Genomic DNA, 18200 nt, shown 5'->3' on the forward strand with positions numbered 1-18200 from the left:
AAGGACTGATCGGATGTCCGGTCCCAATGCCCATCTGATGGTCCCCGGCCTGCGCCGGAACATGGTGACGATCTGCGCCATGACCGCGACCATCATGCAGGCGCTGGACACCACCATCGCCAACGTCGCCCTGCCCTACATGCAGGGCACGCTGTCGGCCTCGCAGGACCAGATCAACTGGGTGCTGACCTCCTACATCGTCGCCGCCGCGATCATGACGGCGCCGGTGGGCTGGATCGCCAACCGCTTCGGCCGCAAGCGCATCTTCATCATCTGCTCGGCCGGCTTTACCATGGCCTCGGTGCTGTGCGGCCTCGCGCAGGACATCAACCAGATGGTGCTGTTCCGCCTGCTGCAGGGCGTGTTCGGCGCGGCGCTGGTGCCGCTGTCGCAATCGGTGATGCTCGACTATTACACGCTTCAGGAGCGCGCCAAGGCGATGTCGATCTGGGGCATGGGCGTGATGATGGGTCCGATCATGGGCCCCTCGCTCGGCGCCTGGCTGACCGAGACCTATTCCTGGCACTGGGTGTTCTTCGTCAATTTGCCGTTCGGCTTCATCACGGTGCTCGGCCTGATCGTGTTCATGGACGAGACCCGGAAGGATTTCAGCCTCAGATTCGACTGGTTCGGCTTCGCCGCGCTGGCGGTTGCGATCGGCGCGCTGCAGCTCGCGCTCGACCGCGGCGAGCAATTAGGCTGGCTGGAATCCAATGAGATCCTCGCGGAGTTCATCGTCTCGGCCGTCGCCTTCTACTTCTTCCTGGCGCACTCCTTCACGACCTCGACACCGTTCATCCGCTTCGCGCTGTTCCGGGATCGCAACTTCGTCACCGGCTGCATGTTCATGGTCGTGATGGGGCTCGTGCTGTTCTCGACCATGGCGCTGGCCTCGCCCTACATGCAGAACGTGATCGGCTATCCCATCATCACCGCCGGCCTCTTGCTGGCGAGCCGCGGCTTCGGCACCTTCTTCGCCATGATGCTGGTCGGCCGCATGATGCGCTATTTCGAGGCGCGCACGCTGATCATCTCCGGCCTGACGCTGACCGCGGGCTCGCTGTACCAGATGACGGGCTGGACCGACCTGACCCAGGTGCCGGAGATCGTCACCGTCAGCGTCATCCAGGGTTTTGGCTTCGGCCTCGTCTTCGTGCCGCTCTCGACCGTGGCGTTCCTGACGCTCTCGAACGAGCTGCGCACCGACGGCACCGCGATGCTGACCCTGATGCGCAACGTCGCGAGCTCGGTCGGCATCTCCGTCGTCATCGCGCAGCTGACGCAGGGAACGCGGCGGACCTACGCAATCCTGTCGGAGCACATCAACCCGTTCAACCACGCGCTGCAGATGCCCGACGTCCGTGGCCTGATCAATCTGTCCACCGACGCCGGCCGCGCCATGGCGGACCGGATGGTCAGCGTGCAGGCGCAGATCATCGCCTTCGCGCATGACTACCAGCTGGTGATGCTTTTCATCCTCTGCACCATCCCGCTCGCTCTGCTGATCGGATCGACCAAGGCCACGCTGCGCAAGCAGGCGGCCGGGCCGGAACATGCGGTGATAGAGTAGGCACAGTTTCACGCGATCTCGTGTCCCGGGCGCGGTACAGCGCGGAGCGATGCGCCGCAGAACCGGGACCATTCTGCTGTCGGATCTGGGCCCGGCTCAGCAGCGCATCACACCGGACGATGCTTCGCATCGCCGGGAGTGCTGCGCTGCGTCCGGGGCACGAGAGATCACCCTAGCAACTCCTCGCAGCCCAGATCATCCACCGCCGCGAATATCCGCTCCAGATTATTCCACCAGATCACCGGCGGGATGTTGAAGCTCCACTGCCAGACCGGCCGCGTGATCTGCCAGAGCACCGCCCAGCGGTAGTCGCGATCGAGCGCGCCGCGCGTGTAGCCCGTGATGCCGCTGTCGATCAGCGTGTCGTGATAGAGGTTGAGCAGCGCGCGTTCCAGCGCTTGCCGGCGCTCCGGATACCAATGCATCGCCATCATATAGGCGAGGTCGTGGCTTGGAACGTTGATGCTCCACAGGTCGAAATCGAAGATGCGCGCGGTATCGGCAACGCCTGAGCGCGGCAGCAGGAAATTCCAGACATGGGCATCGCCATGGGTGATGCTGAGGTGACGGCGCGAGTGGTAGCGCTGGGACAGCCGGTCCGACTGATCGATCAGGCGGCGATAGAGGATACGCCGTTCCTCACTGAGGCGGTCACCGAGAGAATCTGCAAAGCGGTCGTAATGGCCCGCGAAGGTCTCGATGCGCTCCGCACTGTCCTCGGGGCTCGCGAAGGTGCCGACGGTGTCGCCGAGGCCCGGATGGTCCCACCAGGCTGCATGCCAACGTGCGAGCGTGGTGATGATGGCGATCGTCTGCTCGCGCGATGGCGGCAGCGGCCAGGCCGCCGCGACGTCGTGGCTGTCGGTGAGGTCCTCGAGCAGAAGATGCCAGGCGAGACTGTCCTCGTCGAAATGTCCGTCGAAGCAGAGTGGCACGAGTCCCGGCGGCATATTCGGCACCAGCTGCGTGTAGTACTCCACCTCGCGCCGGCCGCCATTGGCAAGCTTCTCGGCGAACGCGGAATTCGCGGTCTTCAGGATCAGCGATTGCGGGGCACCCGTGGATTCGCCGACATAGCGCAGGCCAAGCCGGACGATATGGGACACGACGGTGTCGCGCTGGTGCAGCACCTTTACCTCGCGCACCGCGCCGGCATCCAGCACGCCGCCCCGGCGTAGCGCGGCCGTCAGCCGAGCCGGCTCAATGATGTCAGGCAATTGTGGAGGTGTCATAACCACGATGCCCCCGTGCCGCTCCATACTGCACGATCACAACCGCCGGCACCAGCGGCAGGCATCGCGCCCGGCTCAAGCCGCGGCGGTCGATTCGCGCACGGTCCTGACCACGACCGACCGGAGCTGTTCGAGATTGGCCGCCATGCCGGCGATCGCCCGCCTGACCTCCTCGGCGCGCTCGTTCACGGAAGCGGCGTCGCGGCTGACATTTCCGATCTTGGCCGAGACCTCCTTGGCGGCCGACGCCGATTCGGAAATCGAGCGCGTGATCTCCCGCGTCGCGGCGTCCTGCTCTTCCATCGCGGCGGCAACAGAGGTGGCGACGCCGTCGATCTCGACGATGTGCCCTCCCATCGTCTCGACGGCATCGACCGCGGCCTGCGTCGAGGCCTGGATCTCGGCAATCAGCCGCGCGATCTCCTCGGTGGATTTGGCGGTCTGGTCCGACAGGGACTTCACCTCGGCGGCGACCACGGCGAAGCCACGACCGGCCTCGCCGGCGCGCGCCGCCTCGATCGTCGCGTTGAGTGCCAGGAGGTTGGTCTGGCCCGCGATGCCGCCGATCAGGTCGGAGACCTCGGCGATCTTCTTCACCGATCCGGCCAGCGCCTGGATGGTCGAGCGCGCCTGCTCGCGGCCGGCGACCGCCGATTTCGTCACCGTGCTGGTCCGCGCGACCTGGCTTGCGATCTCGCGGATCGAGGCGCTGAGCTCTTCGGCCGCGGCCGAGACGGTCTGCGAGCTGCCGAGGGCCTGGGTGGAGGCCGCCGCGACGGCCTGCGACTGCGCGGAGAGCGAACTTGCGATCTCTGACAGGCTGGACGCAGCCCGCTCCACGCCATGGCTCGCCGCGCTCGCGGTGTCGACCGAACGGCCGGTCTCGCGCTCGACGGTCTCCGCCATCTGATGCAGGGCGCCGCGCTTGGCGAGCGCCGCCTCCTGTTCCTGGCGCAATTGTTCCTCGCGCAGGCGGGAATTCTCGCCCGCCGCCTGCTTGAACACCAGAAGCGCACCCGCCATCGAGCCGACCTCGTCCTGGCGGTGGGCGAACGGAATGTCGGCGGTGAGATCGCCGGTCGCGAGCTTCTGCATCGTCTCCGTCATGCGCACGATCGGGCGCACCACGCCGACGGCGACGCCGAGCAGGCCCGCGGCAACGAAAGCGAGGACGGCGGCGGAGACTCCGAGGAGGATCCAAAGCATCGAGCTGTCGCGCCCCGCGGCCAGCGTTTCCATGGCGGAATTCTGCTTGTTGGCGCTCTCGACGATGCTGTCGATGACGGCGCGATGTGCGGTGTAGGCATCCTTGAGCTGCGCGTAGATGCGCTCGGACGCAGCTGCGTCCTTGGCCTTGAGCGCCGGCAGGAGCTGGTCGGACGCCTTCCAGAATTTCTGCACTTCGGCGTCGGATTTCGACACCAGCGCCGTCTTCAGGTCGGCCGATAGGCTGGAGGAGACCCAGAATGCCTTGCGCTCGTCATAGTCCTTGCGGAGCTGAACCAGGCGTTCGCCGTGGGCCGCCAGCTGATCCGGCTCGCGCATGGCGAGGGTCGCCTCGAGATAGGCCTCGATGACATATTCCGGCGGCGGCAGAATGTCCGCGATGAGGTCGTTGCCCAGCTTGATGTCCGAGTAGAGCGGACCGCCGACCTTGAGCTCTTTCAGGGCGTACAGACTGGTCGAGACCACGGCGGCGAAGCCGATGGCGAGAACGATCCCAAACGCAATGATCGCAGAGGACAACGACAGACGAAATTTCATGAAAACAATCCGGGGCGGCGTCCAAACTGCAGCCACCCTAACCGGATACGGTAAATACGGGATTGCTTCGCGCGGGAATTGCATCGCGCGATCCCCGCATAAGTACGGGAATTTGGCGTCAAGCTATCGGTATTTGAGTCAGTAGAGCTGACGCACAGATCCAAAAGACAGTCGTTCCGGCACGGCGCGACCCGAGGTCGGCTTCGATGCGCTCAATGAGACCTGCGTGCCGAGGAGCGCCCCTCCGCGGCACGCCAAGCCTTCACACGTCGAAGAACACCGTCTCGTTGTCGCCCTGCAGCCGCAGATCGAGCCGATACACGGGCTTGCCGGCCTCCCGCACGGCGGTGATCGTGGCGCGCCGATCGGCGGGCACCAGCGCCAGCACGGGATCGGCGGCATTGCCGGCCTCGTCGCTGAAATAGATGCGGGTGTAGAGATGCCGCAGCATGCCGCGACCGAACACCGCAAGCAGAATGTGCGGCGCCTGCGGCTTGCCGTCGGGATTCGGCACCGCGCCCGGCTTGACGGTCTCGAATGCGTAATTGCCGTCCTTGTCGGTGCCGCAACGGGCAAAGCCGCGGAAGCTCGCATTCGGCAGCGCACGCTTGTCCTGCGGATCGGCAAAGCGGCCCTGCGCGTCCGCCTGCCAGATCTCCAGCATGCAATCCGGCACAGCGACGCCATCGCCGTCGAACACCCGGCCTTCGATACGAATGCGATCGCCCGTGACGTCGGGGGTCAGCGTCGAGTTGATGAACGCGTCGTTCCAGGCGTACTCGCCGGTCGGCGTCAGGCCGTATTTGAAGAACGGGCCGACGGTCTGCGATGGCGTGATCCCATCAGGCTTCCCAGACTCTTGCACTTAATGGTTCTCCATGGGGGTGGCGTTCTTGCCGCGCAGCACGATGTCAAAGCGGTAGCACAGCGCCCATTCGGGCTGGGTATTCTCGAGGTCGAAGGACGAGACCATGCGCGCCCGCGCCTTCTCGTCCGGCACCGAGTTGAAGATCGGGTCGAACGGAAACAGCGGATCGGCCGGGAAGTACATCTGCGTCACCAGGCGCGTGACGAAGGAATGGCCGAACACCGACAGATGGATGTGCGCGGGACGCCAGGCATTGTGGTGATTGCCCCAGGGATAGGCGCCGGGCTTGATCGTCACGAAACGATAATAGCCGGAGGCGTCGCTCACCGTGCGGCCCGCGCCGGTGAAATTCGGATCGAGCGGCGCCGGATGCTGGTCGCGGACATGGACGTAACGCCCGCAGGAATTGGCCTGCCAGATCTCGACCAATGAGCTCGGTACCCCGCGGCCGTCCTCGTCGCGCACATGGCCGTGAACGATGATGCGCTCGCCGATCGGCTCACCGGCATGCTGCGTAGTCAGATCACTGTCGCCCTCGCGCACGGTCTCATGGCCGTAGACCGGTCCGGTCAGCTCCGACAGCGTATGACGCATCGGGATCAAGGGCTTGTTCGGCGCGCGCTTGATCGAGCTCTTGTAGTCGGGCGACAGCGGCAGCGGATGCGCCTTGTTGCTGTCGGTCGGATAGATGAATGTCATTGGCGGACTCCTCCCCGGCCATTCTCGGTCCGGCCGGTCAACACTTCCGCCAATCATTATATGACATAACTAATTTGGGGAAGCCGGTTTCGCGGCCCGCCCGCGCGCCGGATTTGGCCTGGGGTGCCCTATTTGATCGGCGGCCGCGGCAGCGTGGCCTCGCCGGCTTCGAGCCGATAGGTGTGGTCGAGCGAATACCAGGGCGCGGCGACATCAGGCACTGCCGGATGCGGCGATTCATGGCGCTGGAACTTGCCGATCAGGGCCCGCGTCACGCCGAACTGCACGTCACTGTCGATATGCGGGTCGGCGGGGTCGTAGACCTGCGAGATCAGCGTCTTGAATCCGGGCTTGAAGATCAGGGCGTGCAGATGCGCGGGTCGATAGGGATGCCGGCCCTGCGCGGCCAGCAAGCCGCCGACCACGCCATTGGTCGGGATGGGATAGCCGACCATCATCACCGAGCGGAAGGAGAAGCGCCCGTCCTGGTCGGTCGTGAACTTGCCGCGCAGGTTCATGTCGGCCTGCTCAGGATCCTGGTTCTCGTAGAGGCCGACGGGCGAGGCGTGCCAGACATCGACCTCGGCACCGGCAACGGGACGGCCGTCCTTGTCGACGACACGGCCGTTCACGAACAGCCGCGCGCCGGGGGTCTCGGAGCGCACGATCGATCCGCCGTTCTCGACCCGCGGCGAGTTCAGCCGCCAGAACGGCCCGAGCAGCGATTGATCGGTTTCCGTGTTGCCCTGATCGCCATTGTTGAGCAGGCACACCAGGGATGAAACGCCGAGCGAGCCTGCCATCAGCACGACTTCATTGTGCGTGTCGGTCGAGAGCTTGCCGAGCTCGGCGATAACGGCCGTGGCGTCGCGAAACTCCTTCTCGGTCAGGCGGACGTCGCGGACGAAGGCATGCAGATGCTTGACCAGAGAGAGCATGATCTGGCGCATACGCGGATCGGAGGTCCGCTCCATCACCGCCAGTGCAGCAGCCGTGACGTCCTGCTCGCGCTCGATGATCATGGCGCCAATCTCTCCCAGCCATTCCGGGGTGGTCCGAAGGACCAAACCCCAGGTGCGCAATTGCGCACCGGGGAATCTCGAGATCCCGGACTCCGCCTCATCGGGCGGCTCCGGGATGACCGAACGCAAAGCGTTCGGTCAGTTCAGCTTCTCGATCGCGACCGCGACGCCCTGGCCGACGCCGACGCACATGGTGGCGAGCGCCAGCCTGCCGCCGCGCTTTTCCATGCCGTGCACCGCGGTGAGCGCGAGGCGCGCGCCGCTCATGCCGAGGGGGTGGCCGAGCGCGATGGCGCCGCCATGCGGATTGACGAAATCGGCGTCATCGGCGACGCCGAGCTGGCGCATGCAGGCGATGCCTTGCGAGGCGAACGCTTCGTTGAGCTCGATCAGGTCGAAATCGCTGATCTTCTTGCCGAGGCGCTCCATCAGCTTGCGGGTCGCGGGCACCGGGCCGATGCCCATGATGCGCGGCGGCACGCCGGCCGAGGCCAGGCCGAGGATGCGCGCGCGCGGCGTCAGGCCGTGCTTCTTCACCGCAGCCTCTGAGGCCAGGATCATCGCAGCAGCGCCGTCATTGACGCCCGAGGCATTGCCGGCGGTCACCGTGCCGGGATTGCGCACGATCGGCTTCAGTTTTGCCAGACCTTCCAGCGTGGTCTCGGGACGCGGATGCTCGTCCTTGTCGACCGTAACAGGACCGGCTTTGCCGCCAGGAATCGTGATGGGCGTGATTTCCTCCGCGAAATAACCCGCCGCGATCGCCTTGCCGGCGCGCTGCTGCGAGCGGATGGCGAAGGCGTCCTGGTCGGCGCGCGAAACCTGGAATTCCTCGGCGACGTTCTCGCCGGTCTCCGGCATGGCATCGACGCCGTACTGCGCCTTCAGCAGCGGATTGATGAAGCGCCAGCCGATCGTGGTGTCGAAGATCTCGGCCGAGCGCGAGAAGGCCTCCTGCGCCTTGCCCATCACGAAGGGTGCGCGGGTCATCGACTCGACGCCGCCGGCAATGGCGAACTCGATCTCGCCGGAGCGGATGGCGCGGCCCGCGGCGCCGACCGCATCGAGGCCGGAGGCACAGAGGCGGTTCAGGGTCTGGCCGGGAACCGAATCCGGCAGACCCGCGAGCAGCAGCGCCATGCGCGCGACGTTGCGGTTGTCCTCGCCGGCCTGGTTGGCGCAGCCGAAGAAGACTTCGTCCACCTGCGCCCAGTCGAGATTGGGATGCTTGGCCATCAGCGCCTTGATCGGGGCGGCGGCGAGATCGTCGGCGCGCACCTTGGCGAGCGAGCCGCCGAAGCGGCCGATCGGGGTCCGCACGGCATCGCAAATAAAGACGTCACGCATCGTTGTTCTCCCTGAATGCCGCGGTTCGGCCCAATTTCTTCAATGTCGGCGGAGTTTTAGGAGGGTGCCCCCGGCAGGTCAATTGACTGATACACGCGTGTTCCGAGGGGGCTGCACGCCGGCCACGCATGCCGCAATGCGGACAACGTGGAAAACCCGCTCCTAGCGGCCAAAGCGATAGGAGCAGGTGCCGAAATTTTGTAGGTTGCGCCGCCCATGACAGTGCAACAGCCGATACCCCTCCCGCCCGCCGACGAAGCGCCCGCAGCGCCGGTGGAAGCCGCCGCGCGCGTCACGCCGATGATGGAACAGTACCTGGAGATCAAGGCGGCGCACCAGGGCCTCTTGCTGTTCTACCGGATGGGCGATTTCTACGAATTGTTCTTCGAAGACGCCGAGATCGCCTCCCGGACGCTCGGCATCGTCTTGACCAAGCGCGGCAAGCACCAGGGCGCCGACATCCCGATGTGCGGCGTGCCGGTCGAGCGCTCCGAGGATTATCTGCACCGCCTGATCTCGGCCGGCCACCGCGTCGCGGTCTGCGAGCAGACCGAGGATCCCGCCGCTGCGAAAGCGCGCGGCAACAAGAGCGTGGTTCGCCGCGGCGTGGTCCGGCTGGTCACGCCGGGCACGTTGACCGAGGACAATCTGCTCGACGCGCGTGCCAACAATTACCTGCTCGCGATCGCTCGCGCCCGCGCCTCCGGCGGCGGCGATCGCTTCGGCCTTGCCTGGATCGACATCTCGACCGCCGAATTCATGGTCACGGAATGTTCGGGCGGCGAGCTCGCCGCGACGCTGGCGCGCATCAATCCGAACGAGGCGATCGTCACCGACGCACTCTATAACGACAGCGAGCTCGGACAGACCCTGCGCGAATTGCCGGCCGTGACGCCGCTGACCCGCGACGTCTTCGACGGCGCCACCGCCGAGAAGCGCCTGTGCGATTATTTTGCGGTCGCGACCATGGACGGGTTGGCGCAACTGACGCGGCTCGAAGCCACGGCGGCAGCAGCAGCCGTCACCTATGTCGACCGCACCCAGGTCGGCAAGCATCCGCCGCTGTCGCCGCCCGCGCGTGAAGCGTCGGGCGCGACCATGGCGATCGATCCCGCCACCCGCGCCAATCTCGAGCTGACGCGGACGCTTGCCGGCGAACGCCGCGGCTCGCTGCTCGACGCGATCGACTGCACCGTGACCTCGGCCGGCTCGCGCCTGCTGGCGCAGCGGCTGGCGGCACCGCTGACCGACGCGCCCGCGATCGCGCGGCGGTTGGATGCGGTCAGCGCCTTCGTTACAGACCCGGCGGCGCGCGAAGACATCCGCAGCATCTTGCGCGGCGCGCCCGACATGTCGCGATCGCTGGCCCGTCTCTCGGTCGGCCGCGGCGGACCGCGCGATCTCGCCGGCATCCGCGACGGCATCATCGCCGCGGACCAGGTGCTGGCGCGGCTCGGTGAGCTCGACCAGCCGCCGCAGGAGATCGCCGCGGTGATGGCGGCGCTGCAAAGACCGTCGCGCGATCTGGCGGCCGAATTTGCCAGCGCGCTCGACGAGCAGCTACCGCTGATCAAGCGCGACGGCGGCTTCGTCCGACAGGGCTATGAGCCCGCCCTCGACGAGGCACGAAACCTGCGCGACGCCTCGCGCCTGGTGGTGGCCTCGATGCAGGCCCGCTACGCCGACGCGACCGCCGTCAAAGGCCTCAAGATTCGCCACAACAACGTGCTCGGCTATTTCGTCGAGGTCACCGCACAGCACGGCGACAAGCTGATGTCGGCGCCGCTGAACGCGACCTTCATCCACCGCCAGACGCTGGCGGGGCAGGTGCGCTTCACCACGTCGGAACTAGGGGAGATCGAGGCCAAGATCGCCAATGCCGGCGATCGTGCCCTTGGACTGGAGCTCGAGATTTTCGAGCGCCTGTCCGCGAAGGCCATGGCGATCAGCGACGATCTGCGCGCCGCCGCCCATGCGTTCGCCTTGCTCGACGTCGCAACGTCGCTCGCCAAACTCGCGGTCGACGATCACTATGTGCGACCCGACGTCGACGACTCCCTCGGCTTTGCGATCGAAGCCGGCCGCCACCCCGTGGTCGAGCAAGCCCTGAAACGCAATGGCGAGCCGTTCATCGCCAATGCGTGCGATCTGTCACCGGCGCCTGGCCAGAAGTCCGGCCAGCTCTGGCTGCTCACCGGTCCCAACATGGCCGGCAAATCGACGTTCTTGCGCCAGAATGCGCTCATTGCCCTTCTTGCTCAAATCGGCAGCTTCGTGCCGGCGGCGCGCGCGCGGATCGGCATCATCGACCGCCTGTTCTCGCGCGTCGGCGCCGCCGACGATCTCGCGCGCGGCCGCTCCACCTTCATGGTGGAGATGGTCGAGACCGCGGCGATCCTGAACCAGGCCGGCGAGCGTTCGCTCGTGATCCTCGACGAGATCGGTCGCGGCACCGCGACGTTCGACGGCCTCTCGATCGCCTGGGCCGCGATCGAGCATCTGCACGAGAGCAACCGATGCCGCACGCTGTTCGCGACGCATTATCACGAGCTGACCGCGCTCTCGGCCAAGCTGCCGCGGATGTTCAACGCCACCGTGCGGGTGAAGGAGTGGCAGGGCAATGTCGTGTTCCTGCACGAGGTGCTGCCGGGCTCGGCCGACCGCTCCTACGGCATCCAGGTGGCAAAACTCGCCGGCCTGCCGCCCGCGGTGATCACGCGCGCGAAATCCGTGCTCTCCAAGCTGGAGGCGCAGGACCGCGGCCAGACCGCACGCGCGCTGGTGGACGATCTGCCGCTGTTCGCCGTGCCCTCGCGCGCCGCGGCGGAAGCCGCGCCGCCGAGCGAGGCCGAGCTGCTGATGGAAGCGGTGAAGGCGCTGCACCCGGACGAGATGTCGCCGCGCGAGGCGCTCGATGCGCTCTATGCGCTGAAGGCCAGGCTGCCGAAGCAGTGAAGGGAACGGTCATTCCGGGATGGTCCGAAGGACCAGACCCCAGGTGCGCAATTGCGCACCGGGGAATCTCGAGTTTCTTAGGTGCGCAATTGCGCACCATAGTTCGATGCTGCGCATCGCCCCGGAATGACTCGAGGGAAACTACGCCCTCGCCGCGATCGCGGCCGCTTCGGCCGCGGCGCGCTGCATGCTGGTCGACATCTCGTTCGTCACCGTGCTCTGCTCCTCGACGGCGGCCGCGGTCGATGTCACGTATTCGCTGACATTGTTGATCGCCTGCTTGATCGAGCCGAGCGCGCTGACGACATCGCCGGAGATGCCGTTGAGGCTGCCGATCTCCTGGCCGATCTTGTCGGTCGCCTGCTTGGCCTGGTTGGCGAGGCTCTTCACTTCGGAGGCGACCACGGCAAAGCCGCGGCCGGCTTCACCGGCCCGGGCGGATTCGATCGTGGCGTTGAGCGCGAGCAGGTTGATCTGGCCGGTGATGCTGTTGATCATCTCGACGATGCCGCTCATCGACTGCGCAGCTTCGGTGAGGCGCTGCGCCTGCGCGTCGGCGGAGGCGACCTGGTCCACCGCGCTCATCGCGGTCTCGCGGGATTTGGTCATCGCCTCGGAAATCTCGCGCACCGAGGCGTTCAGCTCCTCCGAACCCGCCGCGACGGATTCCATCATGCCGCGCACGCGCTCGTTGCCCATCCGGACCAGCACCTGCTTGGTGACGTCGGTGGCATATTTGACGACCTTGAACGGCTTGGCATTGAGGTCGAGGATCGGATTGTAGGACGCCTGGATGTAGACCTCCTTGCCGACCTTGCCGATGCGCTTGTATTCGGCCGCCTGGTACTGACCGCGGTTGAGCGCGGCCCAGAACTCGCGATAGGCAGAGCCGTCGCGCTCGCTGGGCTCGACGAACATGCTGTGATGCTTGCCCTTGATCTCGGCCAGCGAGTAACCCAGCGCACCGAGGAAATTGCCGTTCGCCGTGATGATCGTGCCGTCCATGTTGAACTCGATCACGGCCTGCGCCTTGTCGATCGCCGCGATCTGACCGGCTAGATCCGCGTTCTTCAGCTTCTCCGCAGTCACGTCGGTCGCGAACTTGACGACGCCGTAGGGCTTGCCCGCCTCGTCGAGCAGCGGATTGTAGGACGCGAGAATCCACACCTCCTTGCCGCCCTTGCCGATGCGCTTGAACTCGCCGGCCTGGTAGTCGCCGCGGTTGAGCGCGGCCCAGAATTCGCGATAGGCCGCGCTGTTGCGGTCGGTCTCGGCCACGAACAGGCTGTGATGCTTGCCCTCGATCTCGGACAACGAATAGCCGAGCGCCTTGCAGAAATTCTCGTTGGCGGTGACGATGGTACCGTCGAGCCTGAACTCGATCACGGCCTGGGCGCGGCCGATGGCGGCGATCTTCGAAGCATCGGTCATGCTCCGCATTTTCTTCGCGGTGATGTCGGTCGCGATCTTGGCGACCATCACCGTCTTGCCATTGCCGTCGAGTACCGGATTGTAGGCTGCTTCGATCCAGACTTCGCGGCCGCCTTTCGCGATCCGCTTGAACTCGCGCGCCTGACTCTCGCCACGGTTCAACGCGGCCCAGAACGCCTTGTACTCGGCGCTGTCGCGCTGGTCGGCCGGCACGAACATGGAGTGATGCTTGCCCTGGATCTCGCCAAGCTGATAGCCGAGGGCGTCGAGGAAGTTCTTGTTGGCCGTGATGATCGTGCCATCCAGATTGAATTCGATGATGGCCTGGGAGCGGCCGATCGCATCGAGCCGCGCTTGCGCATCAATCTGGGACTTGCGACCGAACATCAAAGAATCTCCATCTCGAAATGACGTGGACTGCTCTTGGGGGAAGCGACTCTCGCGGCGAAACAGCCGCACTCAAATTGCAATTAGCGCGAGTCCCTGCACTCGGATGCAGCTCGGGCACGTCCGCGCCGATCACGCCGGAAGCGGGTACGCATTATTGTTCGTAAGGGAAAAGCTCGAACAAAGTTCTAATAGAAGTGTCGGAAATCAGCGGAAGTGGAACGGCCCCCGCCCGTGTAGCAGTCAGTCCCGGCCGGCGTCACGACTTGAAATGACGCATCTCATTCAATGGCTTGCGAAGATGCGGCATCGCCAATCGGGCACGCCGGAACGACTTTTCGCGACGGGGTGTCGCGCATGTCCGTAGTCTCACGGCTGTCGTCGCGCCATGTGCATTGCTCGCCGGCCGATCGCCCACAGCGTCAGGTTCCAGGCGATACAGGTGCCGAGCGCGAGACACAGGCCGACGGCCGAGCCGAATAACACGACCGCAACGTGTAGAACGGCGATCGCCGTGCCGAATCCGAGCAGGCCCCAGGCGGAGTTGGCGAGCACCGCGGCGGTCGGCGGGCCACCGATCCGCGGATGCAGGATCACCATGATGCTGGAGAACACCACGGGATACAGCGCGATGATGCCGCTGATGCGGGGACCGACCCAGCCCGAGGTCGAGACCACGATGGCGACGAGGGTCGCCACCAGCGCAGCTCGCATCGGCACGTCGTACCAGCGGCGCGTCACCAGCGGCATCTTCACGTGGCGGTAGCCGGCCAGCAGGGGAATGCAGATGCCGAAGGCGATCAGGTTCGCGGCGAGCCCCGCGGTGAGCGACCAGTCGAACTGACGGATGATGGAAGCCAGCACGATCCAGACCGCGACCGCACTGCCGCAACTCACCAGAAGGCTGTGCCGCTGCGCCAGCACGACGTAAGTGAGGCACATGAAGATCGTCGCCGCATTGATCGGAAGACTCGCGAGCGAGCCTTGCGCGATGAAGGCGGCGTCGTGGTCGAGCGCGAGAAAGACGTAGGAAGGACCGGCCGAGATCGGCAGGGTCGCGACCAGCGCGCCGATCACCGGCCCCGACCGCTCGGTGATGATCGACGCCGTCACGACGAAGGTCGCCGCGATCGCCATGCGCAGGACAAGGAGGAGGATGAAGTGGAGGTCGGGGGACATTCTATCTGTCATTCCGGGGCGCGCGAAGCGCGCGCCCGGAATCCATAGCCACAGGCCGGCGTAATTTAAGAGCTAAGGCAAACAACCGTCTGAAATCGCGACGGCCTGGGATTATGGGTCCCGGGCTCACGCCAGGCGGCGCGCCCCAGGACGACACCAATGATCGGGTTACGACCCTCGCCTCACATCCGCTGCATCGACACCGAGACCTTCGGGCCGTTCTTGATGGTCTGATAGACCACGCAATAGCGCTCGGTGAGCTTGAGCAGGAGATCGAGCTTGTCCTGCGGCGCGTCGGTGTCCACCTCGAAGCGCAAGCGGATCTCGGCGAAGCCGACAGGCGTCTCCTTGTCGATGCCGAGCGTGCCGCGGAAATCGAGATCGCCCTCGGCATAGACATTTCCGGTCTTCAAGGGCACCTCGATCGCGGTCGCCACCGATTTCAGGGTGACACCGGCACAGGCGACCAGGGCTTCGAGCAGCATGTCGCCGGAGCAGAGCTCGAGGCCGGAGCCGCCAGTGGCCGGATGCAGGCCCGCAAGCGCGATGGCGCGGCCGGTCTCGACCTTGCAGGCGATGCCCTCGCTGTCGGTCGAGCCCTTGGCCTTCAGTGTGATCAGCGCGGTCTTGGGATCGGTCTTGTAGCGCTCCTTGATCGGGGCCTGCATCTGGCGCAGCTCTGCGGCATCCATCTCGTTCTCTCCCGGGAAAAATTGCTCTTCGATGTACCGGCTTAGAGAGAAATTGTCACCACCACATGGCCTGACCGGGACCCTGGGTTGCGTCACGGTCGGGCACGTTGCGGTCGAGCGACCGGTCGAGTGACGTCAGCACACTTCGCTTGAAAGTCTCGAACAGCGGCGAATTGCGGTCGCGCGGGCGGCCGAGATTGATCTCGATCTGGTCGAACAGCCGGCCCGGCCGCGGCCGCATCACCAGCACGCGGTCAGCCAGCACCACGGCCTCGTCGACGTCATGCGTGACGAGGATCAGCGTCGGTCGCGTGTCGGCCCAGAGGTCGAGCAGATGATCCTGAAGGTCGCGGCGGGTGAAGGCGTCGAGCGCCGAGAACGGCTCGTCGAGCAGGAGCACCTCCGGCTGTGGCACCAGCGCGCGTGCGATCGCGACGCGTTGGGCCTGCCCGCCCGACAGCTCGCGCGGCCAGGCCTGCGCCTTCTCGGCGAGGCCGACGCGCTCGAGCGCGCGCGCGACCTTCTGGCGCCGCTCGACCGCAGGCAGGTCGGCAAGGCCAAACCCGATATTGTCGGCCACGCTGAGCCAAGGCAGCAGCCGCGGCTCCTGGAAGATGATGCCGATCTTGGCATGCGGCGAAGAGATCGCCTCGTTGTCGAGGCTCACCGTGCCCGAGCTGGCGCGGTCGAGACCGGCAATGGCGCGGAGCAAAGTGGACTTGCCGCAGCCGGAGCCGCCGATGATGGCGATGATCTCGCCCTGCTTGATCTCTGCGGAGAAGCGCGCCAGCGCATGCACGCCGTTGGGATAGGTCTTGCTGACCCGGTCGAGCGCCAGCATCGCGTTACGCCCCCTTGTCAAGTTTCTTTGGCACGCCCGAAGGCGTCCTGCCAGCGCAGGAACGGCGCTGCGGCAATCTCGATCAGCCAATCCGTGAGCTTGCCGAGGATGGCGAAGATCACGATCGCGGCGAGGATCTGCGCGGGCTTGCCGAGCTGCTGGCCGTCGAGCAGGAGATAGCCGAGGCCCTCGGAGGCGCCGATCAGCTCGGCGGCCACCACGAACATCCAGCCGAGGCCGAGACCGACGCGCAAGGACACGACATAGGCCGGCAGCACCGCAGGCAGCAGGATGCGGCGGATCATGGCCGGCCCGGACAGGCGGAACGTGCGGCCGACCTCGACGATCTTGCGGTCCACCGAGAGGATCGCGCCCATCACGCCGAGATAGACCGGGAAGAACACGCCGACCGCGATCAGCGCGATCTTCGAGGTCTCGAAAATGCCAAGCCAGAGAATGAACAGCGGCACCCAGGCCAGCGACGGGATCGCGCGCAAGGCTTGTACGGTGGGATCAAGAAGCCGCCGCGCCAGCGACCAATAGCCGGAGATGGCGCCGAGCACCGTGCCTGCGACCACGCCGAAGGCGAAGCCTAGCGCGACGCGCCACAGCGTCGCGGTGATGTGGCGGACCAGCTCGCCGGAACGGGCAAGCTCGGTAATGGTGGCAAACACGCGCGAGGGCGGCGGCACCAGCCGGCCGTTGGACCAGCCGAGCCAGACTAGGAGTTCCCAGCCGAGCGCGAGGATCAATGGCAGCAGCAGCCCCAACATCGGCCGCGCATAGCGCGACAGGCGCGAAGGCAAGGCAGCGCTTTCCGCTGGTTCCGAGGTCTGTTGCAGCACTGGCGCGTCGGAGATCATGGCCATTAGCAAGCGCGTCTGGTCGGGGAATGCAACACTACTCTTGCCGCGGCCACCGCTGCCCTTCCTTCTCCCCTTGTGGGAGAAGGTGGCGCGAAGCGCCGGATGAGGGGTTCTCTCCACTCGCAACACTGATCGTGAGGATAGATACCCCTCACCCGGCTTCGCTTTGCGAAGCCACCCTCCCCCACAAGGGGGGAGGGTAAAAGAAGATCAATTCGTCGGCAACGGCACCTAATCGTCGATCAAGGCATCCAGCGTCGCCTTCACGTCGACCTTGGCATCGACGACGCCGGCCTGCTGCAGGGCGAGGCCGGCGGCGAGGATCGACTCGCGCTGGGGTGCGCCGATGCGGCTATGGGTGAGCTCGGTGCGCTCCTTGAGCTGCTTGTCGACGACGGCCTCGGGAAGCTTGGTCACGGCGATGAAGGTCTTCTTCAGATCGTCGTAATTGGCCAGCGAGTACTTTCGCGCCTCCTCGTAAACCGCAAGCACGCGGCGGGCGGCGTCCGGATGATCCTTCAAGAACTGCTCGCGCACATTGAGGATGCCCCAGGTGTTGGCGTCCGCCTTGCGATAGAACAGCTTTGCGCCTTCCTCGACCTCGGCCTGCGCCATCATCGGATCGAGGCCGGCCCAGGCATCGACGTCGCCGCGGATCAGCGCGGTCTTGCCGTCGGCGTGCTGCAGCAGCACCGGCGTGATGTCCTTTTCGGTGAGGCCGGCGCTGAGCAGCGCGCGGACCAGGAAGATGTGCGGATCGGTGCCGCGCGTCACCGCGACGCGCTTGCCCTTGAGATCGGCAACGCCAGCGATCTTGGAATCCTTGCCCGTCACGAGCGCGGTCCACTCAGGGCGCGAATAGACGTAGATCGACTTGATCGGGTTGCCGTTGATCTTGGCCACCAGCGCCGCCGACCCCGCGGTCGAGCCGAAATCGATCGAGCCGGCATTGAGGAATTCGAGTGCCTTGTTGGAGCCGGCCGACTGCACCCAGGTGATGGTGATACCGTCCTTGGCGAACTCCTTCTCCAAGAGGCCCTTCTGCTTCAGGACCATCGATACCGGGTTGTAGGTCGCCCAGTCGATGCGGATTTCCTTGAGCGGATCCGCCGCCTTTGCCGCAGGCGCCACCGCGAGCGCAATCGCGCCTGCCAGCAGAATGCGCCGTGTCATCCCAGTCATGCCCAGCCTCCTCCAAAACTTCATTGTTTTTCAATGAGTTAAATCTAGAAATCAACGAGAAAATCCGCCCCTTGAAAGCCCGCCGGCCGAGAACAGATTTGCCCGAAGCCGCCGCTTTCCAGCATGGAACGACTATTGCCAGAGAATGGCGGGTGACAGCGCCTG

14 protein-coding genes are annotated in these 18200 nt (G+C 65.6%); 2 read left to right on the forward strand and 12 right to left on the reverse strand.

What is annotated here, in order from left to right:
- The first annotated feature begins 13 nt into the window (after positions 1-13).
- A complete protein-coding gene (locus AC0WRY_RS33805) occupies positions 14-1570 on the forward strand; it encodes an MDR family MFS transporter (RefSeq protein WP_194405029.1) in 1557 nt (518 codons plus the stop codon).
- Positions 1571-1737: 167 nt separating this feature from the next.
- On the opposite strand, the gene AC0WRY_RS33810 is transcribed toward AC0WRY_RS33805, so the two are convergent.
- From AC0WRY_RS33810 to pcaF, 6 genes are all read right to left on the reverse strand, one after another.
- Complete coding sequence (locus AC0WRY_RS33810) at positions 1738-2829, reverse strand: phosphotransferase (protein WP_194405030.1); 1092 nt, start codon at positions 2827-2829, stop codon at positions 1738-1740.
- Between the two features lie 48 nt (positions 2830-2877).
- Positions 2878-4566, reverse strand: coding sequence for a methyl-accepting chemotaxis protein (locus tag AC0WRY_RS33815; protein WP_194405031.1), 1689 nt, complete (start codon positions 4564-4566; stop codon positions 2878-2880).
- A 262-nt stretch (positions 4567-4828) separates the two neighbouring features.
- Entirely contained in the window at positions 4829-5431 is a 603-nt protein-coding gene (gene pcaG / locus AC0WRY_RS33820) for a protocatechuate 3,4-dioxygenase subunit alpha (protein ID WP_194405032.1), read from the reverse strand.
- The gene (gene pcaH / locus AC0WRY_RS33825) at positions 5432-6133 is read right to left on the reverse strand and encodes a protocatechuate 3,4-dioxygenase subunit beta (RefSeq protein WP_194405033.1); all 702 of its coding nucleotides are present in this window, start codon (positions 6131-6133) and stop codon (positions 5432-5434) included. It abuts the gene before it with no gap.
- A 128-nt stretch (positions 6134-6261) separates the two neighbouring features.
- Positions 6262-7155 (reverse strand): dioxygenase family protein, encoded by an 894-nt coding sequence (locus AC0WRY_RS33830; RefSeq protein WP_491122486.1) that lies wholly within the window; start codon positions 7153-7155, stop codon positions 6262-6264.
- Positions 7156-7293: 138 nt separating this feature from the next.
- Positions 7294-8502, reverse strand: coding sequence for a 3-oxoadipyl-CoA thiolase (gene pcaF / locus AC0WRY_RS33835; RefSeq protein WP_194405035.1), 1209 nt, complete (start codon positions 8500-8502; stop codon positions 7294-7296).
- Between the two features lie 216 nt (positions 8503-8718).
- On the opposite strand from pcaF, the gene mutS reads away from it, so the two are divergent.
- On the forward strand, positions 8719-11457 hold the full coding sequence (gene mutS / locus AC0WRY_RS33840; protein ID WP_194405036.1) for a DNA mismatch repair protein MutS: 2739 nt from the start codon (positions 8719-8721) through the stop codon (positions 11455-11457).
- Positions 11458-11598: 141 nt separating this feature from the next.
- On the opposite strand, the gene AC0WRY_RS33845 is transcribed toward mutS, so the two are convergent.
- The 6 genes from AC0WRY_RS33845 to AC0WRY_RS33870 all read right to left on the reverse strand — a co-directional run bounded on the left by AC0WRY_RS33845 (position 11599) and on the right by AC0WRY_RS33870 (position 18035).
- A complete protein-coding gene (locus tag AC0WRY_RS33845) occupies positions 11599-13275 on the reverse strand; it encodes a methyl-accepting chemotaxis protein (RefSeq protein ID WP_491122487.1) in 1677 nt (558 codons plus the stop codon).
- A gap of 369 nt (positions 13276-13644) precedes the next feature.
- Positions 13645-14454 (reverse strand): hypothetical protein, encoded by an 810-nt coding sequence (locus AC0WRY_RS33850; RefSeq protein WP_194405038.1) that lies wholly within the window; start codon positions 14452-14454, stop codon positions 13645-13647.
- Between the two features lie 182 nt (positions 14455-14636).
- Positions 14637-15146: an OsmC family protein gene (locus AC0WRY_RS33855; protein WP_194405039.1), complete on the reverse strand. Its 510-nt coding sequence runs from the start codon at positions 15144-15146 to the stop codon at positions 14637-14639.
- Between the two features lie 55 nt (positions 15147-15201).
- The gene (locus AC0WRY_RS33860; RefSeq protein ID WP_194405040.1) at positions 15202-15987 is read right to left on the reverse strand and encodes an ABC transporter ATP-binding protein; all 786 of its coding nucleotides are present in this window, start codon (positions 15985-15987) and stop codon (positions 15202-15204) included.
- A 17-nt stretch (positions 15988-16004) separates the two neighbouring features.
- Entirely contained in the window at positions 16005-16850 is an 846-nt protein-coding gene (locus AC0WRY_RS33865) for an ABC transporter permease (protein WP_491123529.1), read from the reverse strand.
- Between the two features lie 234 nt (positions 16851-17084).
- A complete protein-coding gene (locus AC0WRY_RS33870; RefSeq protein WP_491122488.1) occupies positions 17085-18035 on the reverse strand; it encodes an aliphatic sulfonate ABC transporter substrate-binding protein in 951 nt (316 codons plus the stop codon).
- Positions 18036-18200 lie beyond the last annotated feature (165 nt).

This window comes from Bradyrhizobium sp. T-12 (assembly GCF_058314695.1).